18 protein-coding genes are annotated in these 17,495 nt (G+C 73.3%); 11 read left to right on the forward strand and 7 right to left on the reverse strand.

Annotation, left to right across the window (positions count from 1 at the left end; all coding sequences use genetic code 11):
* Window positions 1–110 precede the first annotated feature (110 nt).
* Complete coding sequence (locus tag ACIBBF_RS16830) at window positions 111–1,085, forward strand: sugar-binding transcriptional regulator (RefSeq protein WP_397415393.1); 975 nt, start codon at window positions 111–113, stop codon at window positions 1,083–1,085.
* On the opposite strand, the gene ACIBBF_RS16835 is transcribed toward ACIBBF_RS16830, so the two are convergent.
* The 3 genes from ACIBBF_RS16835 to ACIBBF_RS16845 form a co-directional block, all read right to left on the reverse strand.
* Window positions 1,070–1,525, reverse strand: coding sequence for a GyrI-like domain-containing protein (locus ACIBBF_RS16835; RefSeq protein ID WP_397415395.1), 456 nt, complete (start codon window positions 1,523–1,525; stop codon window positions 1,070–1,072). The genes ACIBBF_RS16830 and ACIBBF_RS16835 overlap by 16 nt on opposite strands.
* Window positions 1,526–1,629: 104 nt before the next feature.
* Window positions 1,630–2,883 carry a prolyl oligopeptidase family serine peptidase gene (locus ACIBBF_RS16840; protein WP_397415397.1) on the reverse strand — a complete coding sequence of 418 codons (1,254 nt, stop codon included), beginning with the start codon at window positions 2,881–2,883 and terminating at the stop codon, window positions 1,630–1,632.
* A gap of 227 nt (window positions 2,884–3,110) precedes the next feature.
* Window positions 3,111–3,467, reverse strand: a complete 357-nt coding sequence (locus ACIBBF_RS16845) for a VOC family protein (protein WP_397415399.1) — start codon at window positions 3,465–3,467, stop codon at window positions 3,111–3,113.
* Between the two features lie 149 nt (window positions 3,468–3,616).
* Between ACIBBF_RS16845 and ACIBBF_RS16850 the strand changes: the two genes are divergently transcribed.
* The 3 genes from ACIBBF_RS16850 to ACIBBF_RS16860 all read left to right on the forward strand — a co-directional run bounded on the left by ACIBBF_RS16850 (window position 3,617) and on the right by ACIBBF_RS16860 (window position 8,863).
* Window positions 3,617–4,573, forward strand: a complete 957-nt coding sequence (locus tag ACIBBF_RS16850) for an NAD(P)-dependent alcohol dehydrogenase (RefSeq protein WP_397415401.1) — start codon at window positions 3,617–3,619, stop codon at window positions 4,571–4,573.
* Between the two features lie 39 nt (window positions 4,574–4,612).
* Window positions 4,613–7,441 carry a cation-translocating P-type ATPase gene (locus tag ACIBBF_RS16855; RefSeq protein WP_397415403.1) on the forward strand — a complete coding sequence of 943 codons (2,829 nt, stop codon included), beginning with the start codon at window positions 4,613–4,615 and terminating at the stop codon, window positions 7,439–7,441.
* A 66-nt stretch (window positions 7,442–7,507) separates the two neighbouring features.
* Window positions 7,508–8,863 (forward strand): ABC transporter substrate-binding protein, encoded by a 1,356-nt coding sequence (locus tag ACIBBF_RS16860; protein WP_397415405.1) that lies wholly within the window; start codon window positions 7,508–7,510, stop codon window positions 8,861–8,863.
* Here ACIBBF_RS16860 and ACIBBF_RS16865 read toward each other — a convergent pair.
* A complete protein-coding gene (locus ACIBBF_RS16865; protein ID WP_397415407.1) occupies window positions 8,847–9,959 on the reverse strand; it encodes a PQQ-dependent sugar dehydrogenase in 1,113 nt (370 codons plus the stop codon). The two genes, ACIBBF_RS16860 and ACIBBF_RS16865, sit on opposite strands and share 17 nt — an antisense overlap.
* A gap of 48 nt (window positions 9,960–10,007) precedes the next feature.
* Between ACIBBF_RS16865 and ACIBBF_RS16870 the strand changes: the two genes are divergently transcribed.
* Genes ACIBBF_RS16870 through ACIBBF_RS16890 form a run of 5 tightly spaced genes read left to right on the forward strand, consistent with a single transcriptional unit; the run spans window position 10,008 to window position 13,711 of the window.
* Window positions 10,008–10,652 (forward strand): hypothetical protein, encoded by a 645-nt coding sequence (locus ACIBBF_RS16870; protein WP_397415409.1) that lies wholly within the window; start codon window positions 10,008–10,010, stop codon window positions 10,650–10,652.
* Window positions 10,653–10,710: 58 nt separating this feature from the next.
* A complete protein-coding gene (locus ACIBBF_RS16875; protein WP_397415411.1) occupies window positions 10,711–11,295 on the forward strand; it encodes a copper resistance protein CopC in 585 nt (194 codons plus the stop codon).
* A gap of 11 nt (window positions 11,296–11,306) precedes the next feature.
* Window positions 11,307–11,900: a copper chaperone PCu(A)C gene (locus tag ACIBBF_RS16880; protein ID WP_397415413.1), complete on the forward strand. Its 594-nt coding sequence runs from the start codon at window positions 11,307–11,309 to the stop codon at window positions 11,898–11,900.
* Window positions 11,900–13,126 (forward strand): Dyp-type peroxidase, encoded by a 1,227-nt coding sequence (locus ACIBBF_RS16885; RefSeq protein WP_397415415.1) that lies wholly within the window; start codon window positions 11,900–11,902, stop codon window positions 13,124–13,126. The genes ACIBBF_RS16880 and ACIBBF_RS16885 overlap by 1 nt, the downstream gene beginning before the upstream one ends.
* A gap of 27 nt (window positions 13,127–13,153) precedes the next feature.
* Window positions 13,154–13,711 carry a DUF5134 domain-containing protein gene (locus ACIBBF_RS16890; protein ID WP_397415417.1) on the forward strand — a complete coding sequence of 186 codons (558 nt, stop codon included), beginning with the start codon at window positions 13,154–13,156 and terminating at the stop codon, window positions 13,709–13,711.
* A 30-nt stretch (window positions 13,712–13,741) separates the two neighbouring features.
* On the opposite strand, the gene ACIBBF_RS16895 is transcribed toward ACIBBF_RS16890, so the two are convergent.
* Window positions 13,742–13,963 carry a hypothetical protein gene (locus ACIBBF_RS16895; RefSeq protein ID WP_397415419.1) on the reverse strand — a complete coding sequence of 74 codons (222 nt, stop codon included), beginning with the start codon at window positions 13,961–13,963 and terminating at the stop codon, window positions 13,742–13,744.
* A 171-nt stretch (window positions 13,964–14,134) separates the two neighbouring features.
* Between ACIBBF_RS16895 and ACIBBF_RS16900 the strand changes: the two genes are divergently transcribed.
* The gene (locus ACIBBF_RS16900) at window positions 14,135–14,743 is read left to right on the forward strand and encodes a TetR/AcrR family transcriptional regulator (RefSeq protein ID WP_397415421.1); all 609 of its coding nucleotides are present in this window, start codon (window positions 14,135–14,137) and stop codon (window positions 14,741–14,743) included.
* A gap of 346 nt (window positions 14,744–15,089) precedes the next feature.
* Window positions 15,090–16,856, forward strand: a complete 1,767-nt coding sequence (locus ACIBBF_RS16905; protein ID WP_397415602.1) for an HNH endonuclease — start codon at window positions 15,090–15,092, stop codon at window positions 16,854–16,856.
* A gap of 61 nt (window positions 16,857–16,917) precedes the next feature.
* Here the strand turns inward: ACIBBF_RS16905 and ACIBBF_RS16910 are convergent, their stop codons facing one another.
* Both ACIBBF_RS16910 and ACIBBF_RS16915 read right to left on the reverse strand, forming a co-directional pair.
* A complete protein-coding gene (locus tag ACIBBF_RS16910; RefSeq protein WP_397415423.1) occupies window positions 16,918–17,184 on the reverse strand; it encodes a hypothetical protein in 267 nt (88 codons plus the stop codon).
* Window positions 17,181–17,483 (reverse strand): hypothetical protein, encoded by a 303-nt coding sequence (locus tag ACIBBF_RS16915; RefSeq protein WP_397415425.1) that lies wholly within the window; start codon window positions 17,481–17,483, stop codon window positions 17,181–17,183. Before ACIBBF_RS16915 ends, ACIBBF_RS16910 begins: the two co-directional genes overlap by 4 nt.
* Window positions 17,484–17,495: the final 12 nt, after the last annotated feature.

Consider the following 17,495-nt stretch of genomic DNA (forward strand, 5'->3'; position numbering starts at 1 on the left):
GCACATCTGAGCACCGCGGTGCGCTCGTAAGTGACGTCACCGTAGCCACGGTCCCGCGGTGCGCGCAAACGTGCGCCCATTAACGCTCATACGAGCGATATGATGGAGGCATGGCGGAGAAGAAGAAGCGGCCACGCCACACCGGCGCGCAGCTCATGGAGGTCGCCCGGGCGTACTACCTCGACGACCTGTCGAAGGTCGAGATCGCCGAGCGCTTCGAGCTCAGCCGCTGGCAGGTGGCGCGCATGCTGGACGATGCGAAGCGCCTCGGCTACGTGCAGGTCCACATCGGAGATCCCGAGCAGTCCAACGACCCGCTCGGCCGTGACCTGGCCGAGGCTCTCGGCATCGAACGCGCCGTGGTCGCGGGCCGCAGCCGGGAGCTCGGTCTCGGGCCCACGCAGGACTCGGTGGCGGCGACCCTCGCAGCGACGCTCTCGGCCGCCGTCCGCCCGGGCATGAAGGTCGGCTTCGCCTGGAGCCGCGTGATCGAGTTCATGCCGCGCCACCTGGACCGGCTCGCCCCGTGCGACGTCGTGCAGCTCGGCGGGGCGCTGTCCTACTCGGGCGACCGCCTCGGCTCCGTGGAGGTGATCCGGCAGGTGGCGCACATCGCGGGCGGCACGGCGTACCCGCTCTACGCACCCCTGGTCGCCGACGACGTCGAGTCCGCCGCGGCCTTCTCCCGCCAGCCGGCCATCGCCGAGTGCCTGCGCCGCGCGGAGGACGTGGACCTCGCCGTCATCTCCGTCGGCGCCTGGACTCCCGAGGGCTCTGCGGTGCACTCGCTGCTCGCGCCGGACGAGGCCGATCGCATCGCCCGGGACGGCGGGTGCGGCGACGTGAGCGGGCATGTGTTCGACACGGACGGGAACATGGTGGTGCCCGGCCTGAGCGGCCGGATCATCGGGATCAGCGCCGAGCGGCTGCGCGGCCTGTCGGACACCATTGCGACGAGCTACGGGCAGCACCGCGCCGAGGCGACCGTCGCCGCGGTGCGGGCCGGGTTCGTGCACACGCTGATCGTGGACGAGCCGCTCGCCCAGGCGATCCTCCAGCTGATGGCGGATCAGCCCGCCGGGTAGACGATCCGTGTCTGCCAGCGCTCCGGGTCCGCCTCGGTGTCGGGGCCGACGACGTACTCCTCCCACACCACCGTCGGCACGACCATGCCGTTCTCCTGGAACCACGCCGCGAGCTCGCCGTGCGTGCCGGGCAGGCCGTCGTAGGACCCGTGGTGCACCACCTCCACGGTCGCCCCGCCGGGCAGCATCGCGGCGACCACCTCGTCGGACGGTGCCGCCCCCGCCGGTACGGGGAACCCGGCGGTGACGTCCCACGACTCGTCGCTCATCCCCGTGTAGAGGGCCACCGGCGGCCCCGCCGGCTCCATCCCGCGGTCCGCCAGGGCCTCGCTCGCCGTACGCATCGCGCGGGCGAAGAAGTCGCTCAGTGCGTCCGCGCGCACCGTCTCGCGCAGGCCCACGATCTCCTGCGCCGCCCGTTCACCTCGAACGATCTCCATGTCGTCCGCCTCCCGTCGGTACCGGGCCCGGACGTCCCGGTACCACCAGGATCCGCCCGCGGCGGCGCCGCGCGCACCTCGGCGCGGCACGCCGCCGGACGGGCTCAGCGCCGGGCCGCGGCCATCCACTCCCAGAGGCGCACGCCGTCGTGCCGCGGGTCGTTGCGCGCGACGTAGATCCACGACCAGTGCCCCGGATAGGAGTTCCCGTCCCACGTCACGGTGTCGTACAGGCTCATGATCGAGCCGGCGATGCGCTCGTGGGCGTGGACCGTGTTGTCCTCGGCGTCCAGGGTGGTGTCGTCGGCCGAGGCCACGAGCCACGTCGGCGTCGTCATCGCCGTGAGCTCGTCGTCGGAGATGAAGTAGGTGCCGGAGCCGTCGCGCGGACCGATGCCGCAGCAGACCGGCACCGAGCTGGCGAACCTGTCCGGGTGCTCGGCGACCATCTTCAGCGACATGTACCCGCCGTTGGAGCAGCCCGCGACGTGGATCCGGCGCCGGTCGATCCGGCGCGTCGCCACGACCTCCTCGATCGCCTCCAGGAGGAGCGGTGCGAAACCGTCGCCGTCGAGCATCCAGGCCGACGTCGACTGCGGCGCGAGCACATACGCACCGCCGAACAGGCGCTGGGCCTCCGGCGTGGCGAAGCCGAGGGCGCCCCGGTTGGCTCGCAGCGGCGTCTCGTTGTCGTAGTAGGCGTACCCGTCCGTCAGCAGCCCGCCCTCGCCGCCGCCGTGCAGCCAGACCACCAGCGCCGCCCCGTGCCGGCCACCCCCGCCGGGCGGGGAGAACAACCGGTAGTTGAGCCCCGACGCCGTCACGTGCCGGGAGAACGCGTCCACCTCCGGGTCGGACAGCCGGCCCTGCCGGAACGGGCCGACCACGACAGGGCCGCCGCCGTGGCTCCGCAGCGGCTCGACCTGCGTCACCGCGTGGTCGAGGTCCAGGACCACGTTGCGTCCGTGCGCGCCCAGGTACTGCAGGGTGTCGCCGCCGGCCACCCCCCAGCCGTGCGCCAGCTCCAGCAGGATCTCGCCGCGCCGCGTCCAGCCCGCCGCCGTGACCACCCGGTCCTGCTCGTAGGCGACCAGGCCGGTCAGCGGGTTGGTGGCCGTCACGTGCACCGTGAACGTCGACGTCGTCAGCGACGTCCGCTCCACGCGGCCCAGCGCGCGCGAGGACACCCGCAGCGCGGTCACCTGCTCACCGCTGTCGAGCACCTCGGCGACCGGCGTCACCAGCGCGTCGTCCGGGTCGCGGCCGGCGGCGCTCGCGGCCGGCACGCCCAGCAGGGTCGAGGCGCCCACGGCAGCGCCGGAGACGAGCAGGGAGCGGCGGGAGATGGAGGTGCTCATGGCGGAACTCCTTCGTTCGGGGCCAGGGTCGGCGGGCTCCGGCGCGCACCGACCACCCGGAGGCTAGTGAGGGGCGTCGGCGCACGTCAACGGACGGTCGTGGCACCGGAGACCACGTACGTCCCGGGCGGCGCGTTCCCGCCCGGCACCGCCGCGCTGTTCGCCGGCGCGGGCGCCCTGCTGCTGGGCGGAGTGGCCGGCTTCGTCGTCGGACGGCGCGGCCGGGCTCACCCGCCGTTGCCGCCGAAGCCGAGCTCGTTGCCCTCCGGGTCGCGGTAGATCACCTTGCGCACGTCGCCGTAGGTCTCGTGGTCGCTCGGCTCGACGCCGCGCGCGGAGATCGCGGCGACACGGGCGTCGAGGTCCTGCACGAACAGCGTGTGCGTCGCGTTGCCGGCGCGTTCGGGCCGCTGCTCGAGCACGATCCAGCGGTGCGGCGCCACCTCCCACACCGACTCCGTCGGGGTGGCGTCGAACGACGGCTTCGCGCCGAGCACCGCCTCCCACCACGGGTAGGCGGCCGCGTAGTCGGCCACGCAGCTCGTCGCGAACAGCTCGGCACCGTCGGAGAGAAAGTCGTCCATGCCAGGGTGGACGACGCCGCCGGGCGGAACTGATCGGTCGGGCGGCGACCGCCCGCGAGGCGCGCCGGGTGAACCACCAGGCCACCGCTCCCGCCGGACCCCGGGCCCGGCTACGGTGGTGGCCCTCGGGCACGCGACAGGAGGACGGCATGCGGGCCGTGATCCAGGACCGGTACGGCGACGCCGACGTCGTGCGCCTCGGCGACCTGCCCGACCCCGCGCCGGCGGACGGCGAGGTGCTCGTCCGGGTCCGCGCGGTCTCGCTGAACGGCTCGGACCGCGAGAACCTGACCGGCCGGCCCGCCTACGCCCGGCTGGGCGGTCTGCGCCGTCCCCGCCACCCCGTGCCCGGCTCGGACGTGGCCGGGACCGTCGTGGCCGTGGGCGCGTCCGTGACGGAGTATGCGGTGGGAGACGACGTGTTCGGGGAGCTGGCCGGCTACCGCGGCGGGCTCGCGCAGTACGTGGCCACCCCGCCGCGGCTGCTGGCCCGCAAGCCGCCCGAGCTGTCCTTCGTCCAGGCGGCGGCGCTCCCGCAGGCCGGGTGCATCGCGCTGCGCGCCACGCGGGGGCTGCGGCCCGGCGACCGGGTGCTGGTCAACGGCGCGGGCGGTGCGGGCGGCGCGCTCGTCGTCGCGCTCGCCAAGCACCTCGGTGCCCGGGTGACGGCCGTGGACCGGGCCGACAAGGCCGGTCATCTGCTCCGGGTCGGCGCGGACGAGACGATCGCCTTCGAGCACCGCGACTGGGCCGACCAGCGCGACCGCTACGACCGCGTCGTGGACCTGGTGGCCCACCGTCCGCCGTACCGGGTGCACCGGGCGCTGGCCGCCGGCGGGGCCTACCTCATGGTCGGTGGCCGGACCCGCGTGCTGCTCGCGACGCTCGCCGCCGGCCCACTGATCCGCGGCGTCACGGGCCGGCGGGTCGGGGTGCTCGTCGTGCCCCAGTCCCGCACGGACCTCACGGAGGTCACGGCCCTGGTGACCGCCGGCGCCGTCGCGCCCGCCGTCGACACGGTGCTGCCCCTGGAGGAGGCACCGGCGGCGTTCGCCCGGCTGGCCGCCGGGGACAACCTCGGCAAGCTCGTCGTCGAGGTGCCCTAGCCCGTCGCGCCGCACGCCGGGGCGGTGGATGATCGCTGTGTGGCCACTCCGCAGCAGCCCACCCCGCCCCTGTCCGCCGCACCGCCTGCCCCCGACCCGTCGCTGCGGGACGCCCAGGAGGTGGCCCGCGACCTCGGCGTCGACCCGGGCAGCGGGCTGAGCGACGCCGAGGCCGCGCTCCGGCTGGCGGCCCACGGCCCCAACGAGCTGCGGTCCCGCCCGCCCGTCCCGGTGTGGCGCAAGGTGCTGGACCAGTTCCGGGACCCGCTCGTGACGCTGCTGCTGGTGGCCGTGGGCATCTCCCTGGCGGTCTGGTGGGTCGAGGGGGCGCACGGCGTCCCGGTGGACGCCGTCGTCATCGCCGCGATCGTCGTGCTCAACGCGGTGCTCGGCCTGGTCCAGGAGAGCCGGGCGGAGAGCGCGGTCGCGGCCCTGCGGTCCATGACCGAGGCCATGTCGACCGTGCTGCGCGACGGCCGGCGCCGCACGGTGCGGTCCGCCGAGCTGGTGCCCGGCGACGTGCTCGTGCTGGCCGAGGGGGACGCCGTCGGCGCGGACGCACGGCTGACGAGCGCGACGGCGCTGCGCGTGCAGGAGTCGTCGCTGACGGGGGAGAGCGAGGCGGTGCTCAAGGACACGGCGGTGCTGGCGCAGCCCGCGCCCCTGGGCGACCGGTTCGACATGGTCTACAAGGGCACCGCCGTGGCCCAGGGTGTCGGCCGCGCCGTCGTGGTGGCCACCGGCATGAACACCCAGATGGGCGCCATCGCACGCCTGCTCGACTCCACCCAGGAGGAGGACACCCCGCTGCAGCGCGAGATCGCGCACGTCAGCAAGGTGCTCGGCCTCACCGTCATCGGCATCGCCGTGGTCGTGATGGTCCTGGCGGCCGTGGTCAACGACGCACGCACGCCCGCCGACCTCGTCACGGTCCTCCTGCTCGGCGTCTCGCTCGCCGTGGCCGCCGTGCCCGAGGGGCTGCCCGCCATCCTCTCGGTGGTCCTGGCGGTCGGGGTCCAGACCATGGCCCGCCGCAACGCCGTGGTCAAGAAGCTGCACTCCGCGGAGACGCTCGGCTCGGCATCCGTGGTCGCGTCGGACAAGACCGGCACCCTGACCAAGAACGAGATGACGATCCAGCGCATCGTCACCGCCTCCGGCGAGGTCACGCTCACCGGCGTGGGGTACCGGCCCGACGGCGAGGTCCGGGCCGGCTCCGGCCCCCTGACCGACGAGCGGCTCACCCGCGAGGTCCTGATGGTGCTGGGCGGTGGCTCCCTGGCCAACGACGCCCAGCTCGTCGAGCACGACGGGGAGTGGACCGTCCAGGGTGACCCGACCGAGGCCGCGTTCCTCGTCGCGGCGCACAAGCTCGCCGGCACCACGGACCGCGTCGCCGGGTTCGAGCGGCGCGGCGAGGTGCCGTTCACGTCCGAGCGCAAGCTCATGTCCGCGCTCGTGGACCCGCCCGGCGACGGCGCCTGGGCGCTCGTCACCAAGGGCGCCCCCGACGTGCTCCTGCCGCGCTGCACCGGCCTCCAGGTCAGCGAGGAGACCGTCCCGCTCGACGACGAGCGGCGGGCGGCGGCGCTCGCCGACGTCGAGCGTCTGTCCGGCCAGGCGTACCGCACGCTGGCGGTGGCCTACCGCCGGGTGGAGGAGGGCACCGGCCCGGACGGCCTGGAGGAGCACGAGTCCGACCTGGTCTACCTGGGCGTGGTCGGCATCATCGACCCGCCGCGCCCGGAGGTCGCGGCGGCGGTGGCCGAGGCCCACCGCGCCGGCGTCCGCGTCATGATGATCACGGGCGACCACCCCGTCACGGCCGGCCGGATCGCGAGCGACCTCGGCATCGTGGAGCCCGGTGCCCGCGCCGTCACGGGGACCGAGCTGGACCACCTCGACGCGGAGGGCCTGCGCGAGACCACCCGCACCGTCTCCGTGTACGCCCGCGTGGCCCCGCAGAACAAGCTCCAGATCGTGGATGCGCTCCAGGCCGACGGGCACGTCGTGGCCATGACCGGCGACGGCGTGAACGACGCCCCTGCCCTCAAGACCGCCGACATCGGCGTGGCCATGGGCGTCACCGGCACGGAGGTGACCAAGGAGTCGGCCACGATGATCCTCGGCGACGACAACTTCGCCACCATCGTCGCCGCCGTGCGCCAGGGCCGGATCATCTTCGACAACATCAAGAAGTTCCTGCGCTACCTGCTCTCCTCGAACATGGGCGAGGTCTGCACGGTGCTGCTCGGCGTGCTGCTCGCCGGTGTCGTCGGGCTGGACGGGGCCGCGGGCGGCGAGACCGTCGTCGTCCCCCTGCTGGCCACGCAGATCCTCTGGATCAACCTCGTCACCGACTCCGGCCCCGCGCTCGCCATGGGCGTGGACCCCGAGACCGACGACGTGATGGCCCGGCCCCCGCGCAGCCCGCACGAGCGCATCATCGACGCCCGCATGTGGACCGGCGTGCTCGGCATCGGGCTCGTCATGGGTGTCGCCACCCTGCTGACCATCGACATCTTCCTGCCCGGCGGCCTCGTCGAGGGCACCGACGACCTCACCGTGGCGCGCACCGCCGGGTTCACCACGCTCGTGCTGGCCCAGCTCTTCAACGTGCTCAACTCCCGTTCCGAGACCACCAGCGCGTTCCACCGGATGTTCCGGGGACCCTGGCTCTGGGGTGCCGTCGGGCTCGGCGTCGTGCTCCAGGCCGCCGTCGTGCACGTGCCCTTCCTGCAGGTCGCGTTCGGCACCGCCGCGCTCGACGCCGCCCACTGGGTCGTGGCGCTCGGCATGGCCTCGTCGGTGCTCTGGTTCGACGAGCTGCGCAAGCTGCTCTGGCGGGCGCGGCACCCGCAGGGGTGACAGATCTGGAGTTAACGTACGGGTGCCTGCCCGGCAGACGTCGACGTCGATCCGAACGGAGTCCCTGTGCCCCTCGGCAAGTTCAGCTCTCACCGGCGCGCCCGCGTGGCGCTCGCCGTGACCGGCGTCGCGGCGGCCGCCCTGGCCGGGTGCGCCACCGCGCCCGACGCCGGCCTGGCCGCGGGGGCCGCGCTGTCCCCGGAAGCGGTGACCAGCGCGCTGGAGGAGGGCGGTGACCTGCTGGTCTGGGCGTGGGAGCCCACGCTGGACGAGGTGGTCGAGGGCTTCGAGGCCGAGTACCCGAACGTGGACGTCGAGCTGGCGAACGTCGGCACCGGCAACGACCACTACGTGGTGCTCCAGAACGCGATCAGCGCCGGCTCGGGCGTGCCCGACGTCGCGCAGGTCGAGTACTACGCCCTGCCGCAGTTCTCGATCTCCGGGTCGCTCGCGGACCTGACGCCCTTCGGTGCGGGCGACCTGGACGGCGCGTACTCGCCGGGGACCTGGGGCGCGGTGACCGACGGCGACGCCGTGTACGGCCTGCCGATGGACTCCGGCCCCATGGCCCTGTTCTACAACGCGGAGACGTTCTACGAGGCGGGCGTCGAGGTGCCGGCCACGTGGGACGAGTTCGTCGAGGCGGCCCGGAAGATCCACGCGTACGACGCCGGCACCCACATCATCGCGGACGACGGCAACGCCGGGTTCGCCACGTCGATGATCTGGCAGGCGGGCGGCAGGCCGTTCACCGTGGACGGCACGACGGTGACCGTGAACCTCGCCGACGAGGGCTCGGCGAGGTTCGCGGCGATGTGGCAGCGGCTCCTGGACGAGCACCTGGTGGCGAACGTGCCCGAGTGGTCCGACGAGTGGTTCCAGCGGCTCGGCGACGGGACCATCGCGGCGCTGGTGACCGGCGCGTGGATGCCGGCGAACCTGGAGTCGGGCGCCGCCCCGGCGTCGGGCGACTGGCGTGTGGCCCCGATGCCGCAGTGGACCGAGGGTGCGAACGAGACCGCGGAGAACGGCGGCTCGGCGCTGTCGATCACCGAGGCCAGCGAGAAGAAGGCCCTGGCCTACGGCTTCCTCCAGTACGCGAACGCGGGCGACGGTGTGCAGGTCCGGCTGGACCACGGCAACTTCCCGGCCACGACGGCCGACCTCACCAGCCCCGAGTTCCTCGCCAAGGAACCCGCGTACTTCGGCGGGCAGCGCATCAACGAGGTGCTCTCGGCGTCCGCCACGGGCGTGGTGGAGGGCTGGCAGTACCTGCCGTACCAGGTCTACGCCAACAGCGTCTTCCCCGACACCGTCGGCCAGGCGTACACCGGGTCGGCGTCGCTGGCGGACGGGCTCGTGGCCTGGGAGGAGTCGATGGTGGCGTACGGCAGGAACCAGGGCTTCACGGTGCGGGAGTGACGGCGAGCAGCCGGTCGTCCTCGGGTCCCGGGCTGCCCCGGCCGTCGGTGTTGCTGGTGAGGAACCACACGTCGCCGTCGGGGGAGAGAGCGACGTCGCGGAGCCGGCCGTACTCGCCGGCGTAGTGCTCGGTGGCGGTCGTGGGGTCGGCGACCGGCACGGACCGCAGCACCTCGCCGCGGAGGTTGGCCACGAGGATCGCGCCGTCGACGACGGCGATGCCGCTGGGGCTGGCCTCGGCCGGGCTCCACTGCTGGACCGGGTCGGCGAACCGGTCGTCGTCCGCGATGCCCTCGACCACGGGCCAGCCGTAGTTGGCGCCCGGGGTGATCACGTTCAGCTCGTCCCAGGTGTCCTGGCCGAACTCGGCGGCGAACATCGTGCCGTCGTCGGCCCAGGCGATGCCCTGCGGGTTGCGGTGCCCGTAGCTGTACACGGGGGACCCGGGGAACGGGTTGTCGCCGGGCACCTCGCCGTCGGGCGTCAGGCGCAGGATCTTCCCGGCGAGTACCGTGCGGTCCTGGGCGTCGTCGGGGTTCCCGGCGTCGCCCACGGTGGCGTACAGCATGCCGTCCGGGCCGAACGCGATGCGGCCGCCGTCGTGGTTGGCCGCGGCCGGGAGACCGTCGATGAGGGTCTCGGCGTCGCCGAGGTGCAGGGCCCCGGGCTCGCCCGTCACGTCGAACCGCTGCACGCGGTTGCCGTCCGGGCCGGTGGAGTAGGCGTACAGGCGGTCCTGGTCGTCGACGGCCAGGCCGAGCAGCCCGCTCTCGCCGACGGCGCGGACGCCCTCGACCGTGCCGATCGCGCGGGTGGTGCCGTCGTCGAGCAGCTCCAGGATCTCCCCGGTGCCACGCTGGCTGATGAGCGGGGTGCCGTCGCGGAAGGCGATCGACCACGGGACGTCCAGCCCGGTCGCGAGCGCCCGGGGTGCGGAGCCGAACTCGGTGGTTGACGGTGTGGCCGACGGTGTGGGCGCCGGTGTGGCCGACGACGGTGTGGGCGCCGAGGTGGGCGCGGTGGGCCCGGCGGCCCCGCACCCGGCGACGAGGGTGGCGACGACCAGCGCAGGGACCAGCCTGGAGAGCGAGCGCATGACGCTAATATGACAGGATCTCGGGCAGGCCGGGGGGACGGAGGACGCGTGACGAGCGGACGCGACGACCGCGCCAGGCGCGTGCGTGCGTTGCGCGGTGGTCTGGCGGCCTCGTCGGCGACCTTCGTCGCGCTGGCGTCCCACCTCGCCGCCGGCGGTGCGATGCCGGGTCCGCTGGGTGTGCTGGTCCCGCTGGCGCTCTCGCTGCCGATCTGTGTCGCCTGGGCCGGGCGGCGGCTGTCGCTCGTGGGCCTGTCCGCCTCCGTCGTCGCGAGCCAGCTCTTCTTCCACGTCCTGTTCCTGCTCGGCACGCCCGCCTCGGGCGGATCCGCACCGACCGCAGGGCACCACCACGGGGCGGTCGTCCCGCCGGTGCCGGCCGCGGGCGCCGCGGCGGACCACACGGCGGGCATGGCGCACGCCGACGTCACGATGTGGGTCTGGCACGCCCTGGCGGCGGCGGTCACCGTCGTCGTCCTGTACCGCGGCGAGCTGCTCCTGCTCCGGCTGCGCGAGCTCGCCGTCCGCGCCGCGGCCTGGCTCCTGGGCGGGCGCGCCGTCGTGGAGGGCGCACGCCTCGTCGTGCGCCCCGCGCTCCCGGCCGTGGTCGCGGCCACCTTCCGGCCCCTGCACCCGGGGCCCCAGCTCTCACCCCTGCTCCGCAGAGGACCTCCCGCACCGCACGCGATCTGATCCCAGTTCCCTGTGCGTGCCGACGTCGCCCGGCGACGTCGGAGGAGAGGTCTTTGCCATGCCCCGAACCCGTCCCCTCGTGGCCGGGCTGACGGGGGCTGTCGTCGCGCTGCTCGCGACGGCCGCCCCGGCGTCCGCCCACGACAAGCTGGTCTCCAGCGATCCGGCGTCCGACCAGGTCCTGGACCGGGCACCCGACACGGTGTCGCTGATGTTCTCGGCCGACGTGCTGGACATGGGTGCCGCCGTCGTCGTGTCCGACGGCGACGGCACCGACTGGGTGTCGGCGGCCCCCACGATCGACGGCCCCACGGTCACGGCGGTGCTCGACGAGGGCATGCCGGAGGCCGGCTACGAGATCCGGTGGCGGGTCGTGTCCTCGGACGGGCACCCCATCTCGGGCGTCGTGCCGTTCTCGGTGGGCGACGGCGAGCCGCTGGCCGGCTCGTCGCCCGCGGCCGACCCGTCGGCCGGCCCGGGGAGCGACGCACAGGGCAGTACGCAGGATCAGGTCGCGCAGGACGGCGAGGGGCCCTGGCGGGTCGTCCTCGTCGGCGCGGGCGGTGCCGCCGTCGCGGTGGCGCTGCTCGCACTCGTCCAGTTTCTCCGCCGCCGCGGTCACGCGGCCGGCGCCGATGCGTGAGAGGTACTCCTGTGCACAACCTTCTGATCAACCGGCCGACCATCCGCCGGAGCACGACCAGCGCCCGGGTGGGTGCGCTCCTCGTGGCGGCGACGCTCGCCCTCGCGGGCTGCGGAACCGCTGCCGACGCCGCGCCCGAGGACGTCGCGGCGCCCGCCGGGCAGAGCGTGACCCTCGCCGAGGGCTGGGTCAAGGCCGCCGGTTCCGGCATGTCCGCGGCCTTCGGGCAGCTCAGCAACAACGGCTCCCAGGACGTCACGGTGGTCTCGGCGACCACCGAGGCGTCGTCCGCCCTGGAGCTCCACGAGACCGTGGAGGGAGAGGCCGGGGAGATGGTCATGCGCGAGGTCGATGGCGGCTTCGTGATCCCCGCGGGCGGCACGCTCGACCTGGCGCCGGGCGGGAGCCACATCATGCTGATGGACCTCGCGGGGCCGCTGCGGGCCGGCGACGAGGTGGTGTTCACGCTGGCCTTCTCCGACGACTCCACCTACGAGTTCACGGCACCCGTCAAGGACTACTCGGGCGCGAACGAGAACTACGTGGGCGGGGACGACGGCGGTACGGACGGCAGCATGGACGGCAGCATGGACGTGGACGGCTGATGCCGCGGCCCGGAACGGGCGCGCGCACCGGCCGGACCGGGTCGACCCGGCGGCAGTTCCTCCTCGGAGGAGCTGTCGCCGGCGTCGGCGCGGCCACGGCCATCGGTGCGGACCTCGCCCTGAACAGCGCGACCGATGGGCCCGCCGAGGCGGTCGGCCTGAACGGCGACCGGGCCGTCCCCTTCCACGGGACGCACCAGGCGGGCATCGGCACCGACGCCCAGGCGCACGGCCTGTTCGTCGCCCTCGACCTCCTGGACGACACCGGCCGCGACGACCTGACGCGCCTGATGCGGATCCTCTCCGACGACGCCGCCCGGCTGACCCGGGGCGAACCCGCCCTGGCCGACTCCGAGCCGGAGCTGGCCGTGGCGCCTGCACGGCTGACGGTGACGTTCGGGTTCGGGCCGCGGTTCGTGGCTCGCGCCCGAGGACGCTCCCCGGAGTGGCTGCGGCCGCTGCCGCCGTTCGCCGTCGACCGGCTGCTGCCCGAGTTCAGCGACGGCGACCTGCTGCTCCAGATCGCCGCGGACGACGCGCTCACCGTGGCGCACGCGGCCCGCATGCTGCTCAAGGACGCCCGGAGCTTCGCGTCGGTGCGCTGGAGCCAGCAGGGGTTCCGGCGCGCGTACGGCAGCGTCCGGCCCGGCACCACGATGCGGAACCTGTTCGGCCAGGTCGACGGGACGTCCAACCCGGTTCCAGGGACGGCGGACTTCGACCAGGTCGTGTGGAGCACCGACGGGTGGCTGTCCGGCGGGACGAGCATGGTCGTCCGCCGGATCGGGATGGACCTCGACACGTGGGACCGGCTCGACCGGGGCGGCCGCGAGCAGTCCGTGGGGCGGTACCTGTCCAACGGCGCGCCGCTGACGGGTACCGACGAGCTCGACGAACCCGACCTCGAGGCGACCACCGCCATCGGGTTCCCGGTCATCGCGGAGTTCTCCCACCTGCGGCGGGCACGGAGCGAGGACCCGGCCGAGCGGATCTTCCGGCGCGCTTACAACTACGACGAGCGCCCGGCGGGTGGCTCGGTCTCCCGGTCCGGGCTGATCTTCGTGTCCTTCCAGGCTGACGTCGACCGGCAGTTCACGCCGATCCAGCGGCGCCTGGACCAGCTCGACCTGCTCAACGAGTGGACCGTCCCGATCGGTTCGGCGGTCTTCGCCGTGCCGCCGGGGTGTGCCGAGGGGGGCTTCGTCGGTGACACTCTCCTCACGTGAGTCCGTGGGCGAGGGGTGGGGGAGCGGATGACGGCGGAGCCGGCGGTGCAGTGGGCGATGACCGCGGTGTTCGGCGGGCTCGGCGTCCGCTCCCTGTGGTGGCTGGTCGCCGCCCGGCTGCCGCTCGCCGTCGCGGAGCACCTGCTCCACCTGGGCATGAGCCTCGTCATGGTGGCCATGATGTGGCCGTGGTGGGTCGCGCTCCCGGTGCTCCCGCAGGTCGCCTTCTTCGCGCTGGGGGCGGGGTTCTTCGCGGCGCTCGCCGGGTGGCGCGCCCTCGAACCCGGCCGCGGGGCCGACGCGGGGGCGCTGGCGGCGCACGCCGCGATGATGCTGGCGATGGTGTGGGCCGTGGCGGTGATGGGCCGTGGGCCTGCTGCGCACCACGCGGCGCACGGTCCGCACCCCACCCTCACGGACGGGGCTGCGGCCTGGGGCGCTGCCCTGGTCGTTGCCCTCGTGGCCGGCACCGTCGTGCTCCTGGTCCATGGTGCCGGACGGGAGCGCGGCGGTGCCGACCACCTTGCGGGTGCCCTGATGAGCGGCGGGACGGTGGTGATGTGCGTGCTCATGCTCACCGGGTGACGGGCTCCGGCCGTGGGTCTCCGGCGCCGGTCAGGCGGGCTGGAGGGCCGCGGCGTCCAGGGCGCCGCTGCGGGCCTGCTCCACGAGGTCGGCGAGCTGGTCGTGGCTCATCTGGATGCGCTGGCCGAAGTCGTCGGTGATCACGATCTGCTTCAGGGGGTCGGCCGTCGGGTCGACGAAGAGCTCCGGGCAGCCGCAGTCGCACTTGCCGCAGAAGGTCGCCACGTGGACGAGCTCGGGGTTGTCGCTCATTGCCATCTCCTTTGCGTGGAACGGGAACGGGCTGGACGGGGCAGGTGCCCCGTCTCCTTCGAGGGTCCGGTATCGCTCTATGGCACGTCAAGATCTGCCATGACTCCGACCGCGCTGAGTGCTGATTGCCCGTTTTCTGGGTCACGTGACCCAGACTGCTAGGGTCGGCTCATGGTGGAGCGGATCGTGCGGCGTCTGACGCCGAAGGGTGAGGCGACCCGCACTCGGATCCTGGATGCCGCGACGGCCCTGATCGGGGCGCACGGTGTTGCCGGGACGAGCACCGATCAGGTGCGCCATGCCGCCGGCGTCAGCGGGTCGCAGCTCTACCACTACTTCGCCACCAAGCAGGCGCTGATCGGGGCGGTCATCGCACGCCAGGCCGCCGTCGGACCCGGTGCACCAGGCGTGCTCGACAGCGTGGAGGCGCTCGAGGCCTGGGCCGACGCCGCGGTGGCCCGCCAGGGCGTGGTCGGCGGCCGCTGCGATCTCAGCACGCTGGCGGCCGAGCTGTGTGCCGGCGACGAGGCGTCGCGCGCCGAGGTCCGCGCGGGGTACGAGCGCTGGCGGGTGGCCCTGCTCGACGCACTGCGGGCCATGCGCGACCGTGGCACGCTCCGGCCCGACGCCGACCTGGACGACCTGGCCCTCGCGCTCCTCGCGGCGCTGCAGGGCGGCTCCCTGCTGGCGCAGGTTCTCGGTACCGCCGAGCCGATGCGGGCGGCGATGGGCGCTGCGCTGGACCGGGTCCGTTCCAACGTCGTGGAGCCGGAGGGCTGAGGGGCTGCGGGTGCGGGTGGCGGCTTGCTCGGGTGGGTGGGGTGCTGCCCTGTCGTTGCGCTCTTGGTGTGGCGCCGAGGGGCGGTGAGTGGTCGTTCGTGGCTTGTCCACAGGCTGGCATCTTCGTCGAGCGTATCGAACAGGTGTGCCATAGAATGATGGCATGACGCGATCGGGTGAGGTGCGGGGACTGGCGGGCGAGGGGCCTGCCGGGTCGGTGCTGCCTGGTGGTGTGCTGCCCGAGGGTGGGCTGCCCGGTGTTGGTGCGGGGGGATCCGGAGAGCGTGTGCTTGGTGGCGTTGGCAGTGTGGCTGATGTGCGGGCTGTGCGGGAGGCGCTGGCAGGAATGATTCTGCCGGGTGCCTCTGACACGTCCGGGTCGGGCTTGGTCTCGCGGGAGGTCCAGGGCGAGTGGGTGGATGTGTTGGGTGAGTTGGAGGCGGTGAAGGCTGCTGTGACGGCGACGCAGGCCCGCCTGGTGGTCGCCCTGGACGAGGCCACGCGGGCTGAGGAGGCCGCGCAGGGTGTTCGGGTGGAGCGTCGGGGTCGTGGTGTGTCGTGCCAGGTGGGTGCGGCGTTGCGGGTGTCCCCGCATGCGGGGTCCGGGTTCGTGTCCACCTCGCGGGTGTGGGTGATGCAGATGCCGCACACGTTCGCGGCGTTGGAGGCGGGGGTGCTCTCGCAGTGGCGGGCCACGTTGTTGGTGCGGGAGACGTCGCACCTGTCGGTGGAGCACCGTGCTCTGATCGACGAGCAGGTCTGCGGCCCGGCGCGTCTGGGGGAGCTGGCGCGGATGGGGACGCGGCGGTTGGTGGCCCGGATCAAGGAGCTCGCCGCGAGCCTGGATGTGCACGCGTGCGTGAACCGCAACGCTCGTGCGGTATCGGAGCGGCGGGTCTCGATCCGCCCGGCCCCGGACCTGATGGTCTACCTGACCGCTCTGGTTCCGATGGGGCAGGGTGTGCAGGCCTACGCCCACCTCAAGGCGACCGCTGAATCCGTGAAGGCTGCGGGTGATGGGCGTGGGGCCGGTCAGATCATGGCGGACACGCTGATCGAGCGGGTCACCGGGCGTGGCCCGGGTCGGACCGCGGATGTGCCGGTGGCGATCAACCTGCTCGTCTCGGACGACACGCTCCTGGCCGGCGGCACCCAGCCTGGTGTGATCACCGAGGGTGCTGCGGTGGGTGGGGGTGTGGTCCCGGCCCCGGTGGCCCGCAACCTGGCCGCGCACGCGATCGACACGAACGCGGCGTGGTTGCGCAGCATCTACACCGACCCACACGGTCGCCTGGTGGCCACGACGTCCACCTCCCGGTTCCACCCCCAAGGCCTGGCGGGCTTGCTACGTGCCCGGGGGCAGGGTGTGTGCGCCACGGCGTGGTGTGATGCGCCGATCCGGCACCTGGACCACATCACCCCCCACATTGAGGGTGGTGAGACGAGCCTGGACAACGGTCAAGGCCTGTGCGCCCGGTGCAATCATGCCAAGCAGGCACCGGGCTGGGTACAGAAGAGCACCCAGCACGACGGGCGGCACGCCGTGGAGACCACCACCCCGACCGGGCACACCCACCTCTCGGTGGCACCCATGCCACCGACACCCCTGCGCACCGACCGGGGTGGGATGCCGGCCAGGATCAACGACACCGAACCAGACCGAGAACGGAACACAAGTCGGACGCGTGACTCCGGCGCGCCCGCAGACAGCGACGCGTCGCCATCCACCGGGACCGACCAGACCCAGACCGACCCGAGGCAGACCAACCAGACCCAAGCCGATCAGAGGCAGACCGACCAGAGGCAGACCGCCCACGCCCAGAACCCGCCCACGGCCGGGTCGACCGACCGCGCCCAGAACCCCGCCATGGCTCGCGATCGCACCCCTGCCCCGGAATGGACCCCCGCGGTCGGCATGACCGGCCCAGCCCCCGGCCGCATCCCCCGCAGCCGCTACACCATCGGATGCCACACCACCCACCACCACGGCGCGATCGCCTACCGACCCGCCACGAGCCGGGGTCCGAGTTCAAGCTCGCGACAGCGCTCCGCCCGGCGGCGGCGAGCGCATGGCCGCCTGCCGGACCTCTCCTGGGCACACTGGTACAGCTAGCGCCCGTTCCATGGGTGCGTGTCGTCGGGCCCGGGCTGACGAGGGCCCGACGACACGGCGGTCATCTCGTTCCGCGGAGCCATCCGGCGAAGAGTCTCGTCATCATCGGCATGACCACGAAGGTCATCAGGCATACCAGCGTGACGGAGAGCACCAGCGTCGTCACGAAAATCGGGACACGCTCGATCAGCGGGGCGCCGACCGACAGGAGGAGCGTGATCAGCGGATAGGCCGCGAGCCAGTTGATCACTGCCATCTTGTAGGGCTGAGGCTGCGCCGCCCGGCCGGGCAGGGGCTGTTCGCGCCCGCGATCCGCAGCCGTCGTCACTTTCCCGCCTCGTAGTTCGCCCATGCCACGCGATACGGGTGGCGCGTCTTCCACGTATGGATGATGTCGACGGCGCCCGGTGCGGCGAACAGTGCCGCGAGCCCGTCCCGGTCGTCGACGCCGAAGTGCAGGACCGCGGTCGCCACGAACGCCGGGATCGCATCCTCGCCCGCGACCGGAAGGTGCCGGTGTGCGGAGAAGCTGCGGACCGCGCCCGTGGCTCGCATGGAGGTTTCGATATCTCCGAGGAACTGATCCAGGTCGACATCGGAGATCGGGTCGTCGAAGGATACGAGCATGGTATGTGTGAT

Origin of the sequence: Promicromonospora sp. NPDC050880 (assembly GCF_044456525.1) — a bacterium.
Classification (GTDB): Bacteria; Actinomycetota; Actinomycetes; order Actinomycetales; family Cellulomonadaceae; genus Promicromonospora.

Bases quoted from the DNA above. Each gene is read 5' to 3' on its own strand.
- ACIBBF_RS16830 (WP_397415393.1), top strand. From the start codon at position 111: ATGGCGGAGAAGAAGAAGCGGCCACGCCACACCGGCGCGCAGCTCATG.
- ACIBBF_RS16835 (WP_397415395.1), bottom strand. From the start codon at position 1,525: ATGGAGATCGTTCGAGGTGAACGGGCGGCGCAGGAGATCGTGGGCCTG.
- ACIBBF_RS16840 (WP_397415397.1), bottom strand. From the start codon at position 2,883: ATGAGCACCTCCATCTCCCGCCGCTCCCTGCTCGTCTCCGGCGCTGCC.
- ACIBBF_RS16845 (WP_397415399.1), bottom strand. From the start codon at position 3,467: ATGGACGACTTTCTCTCCGACGGTGCCGAGCTGTTCGCGACGAGCTGC.
- ACIBBF_RS16850 (WP_397415401.1), top strand. From the start codon at position 3,617: ATGCGGGCCGTGATCCAGGACCGGTACGGCGACGCCGACGTCGTGCGC.
- ACIBBF_RS16865 (WP_397415407.1), bottom strand. From the start codon at position 9,959: ATGCGCTCGCTCTCCAGGCTGGTCCCTGCGCTGGTCGTCGCCACCCTC.
- ACIBBF_RS16875 (WP_397415411.1), top strand. From the start codon at position 10,711: ATGCCCCGAACCCGTCCCCTCGTGGCCGGGCTGACGGGGGCTGTCGTC.
- ACIBBF_RS16885 (WP_397415415.1), top strand. From the start codon at position 11,900: ATGCCGCGGCCCGGAACGGGCGCGCGCACCGGCCGGACCGGGTCGACC.
- ACIBBF_RS16890 (WP_397415417.1), top strand. From the start codon at position 13,154: ATGACGGCGGAGCCGGCGGTGCAGTGGGCGATGACCGCGGTGTTCGGC.
- ACIBBF_RS16895 (WP_397415419.1), bottom strand. From the start codon at position 13,963: ATGAGCGACAACCCCGAGCTCGTCCACGTGGCGACCTTCTGCGGCAAG.
- ACIBBF_RS16900 (WP_397415421.1), top strand. From the start codon at position 14,135: ATGGTGGAGCGGATCGTGCGGCGTCTGACGCCGAAGGGTGAGGCGACC.
- ACIBBF_RS16905 (WP_397415602.1), top strand. From the start codon at position 15,090: ATGATTCTGCCGGGTGCCTCTGACACGTCCGGGTCGGGCTTGGTCTCG.
- ACIBBF_RS16915 (WP_397415425.1), bottom strand. From the start codon at position 17,483: ATGCTCGTATCCTTCGACGACCCGATCTCCGATGTCGACCTGGATCAG.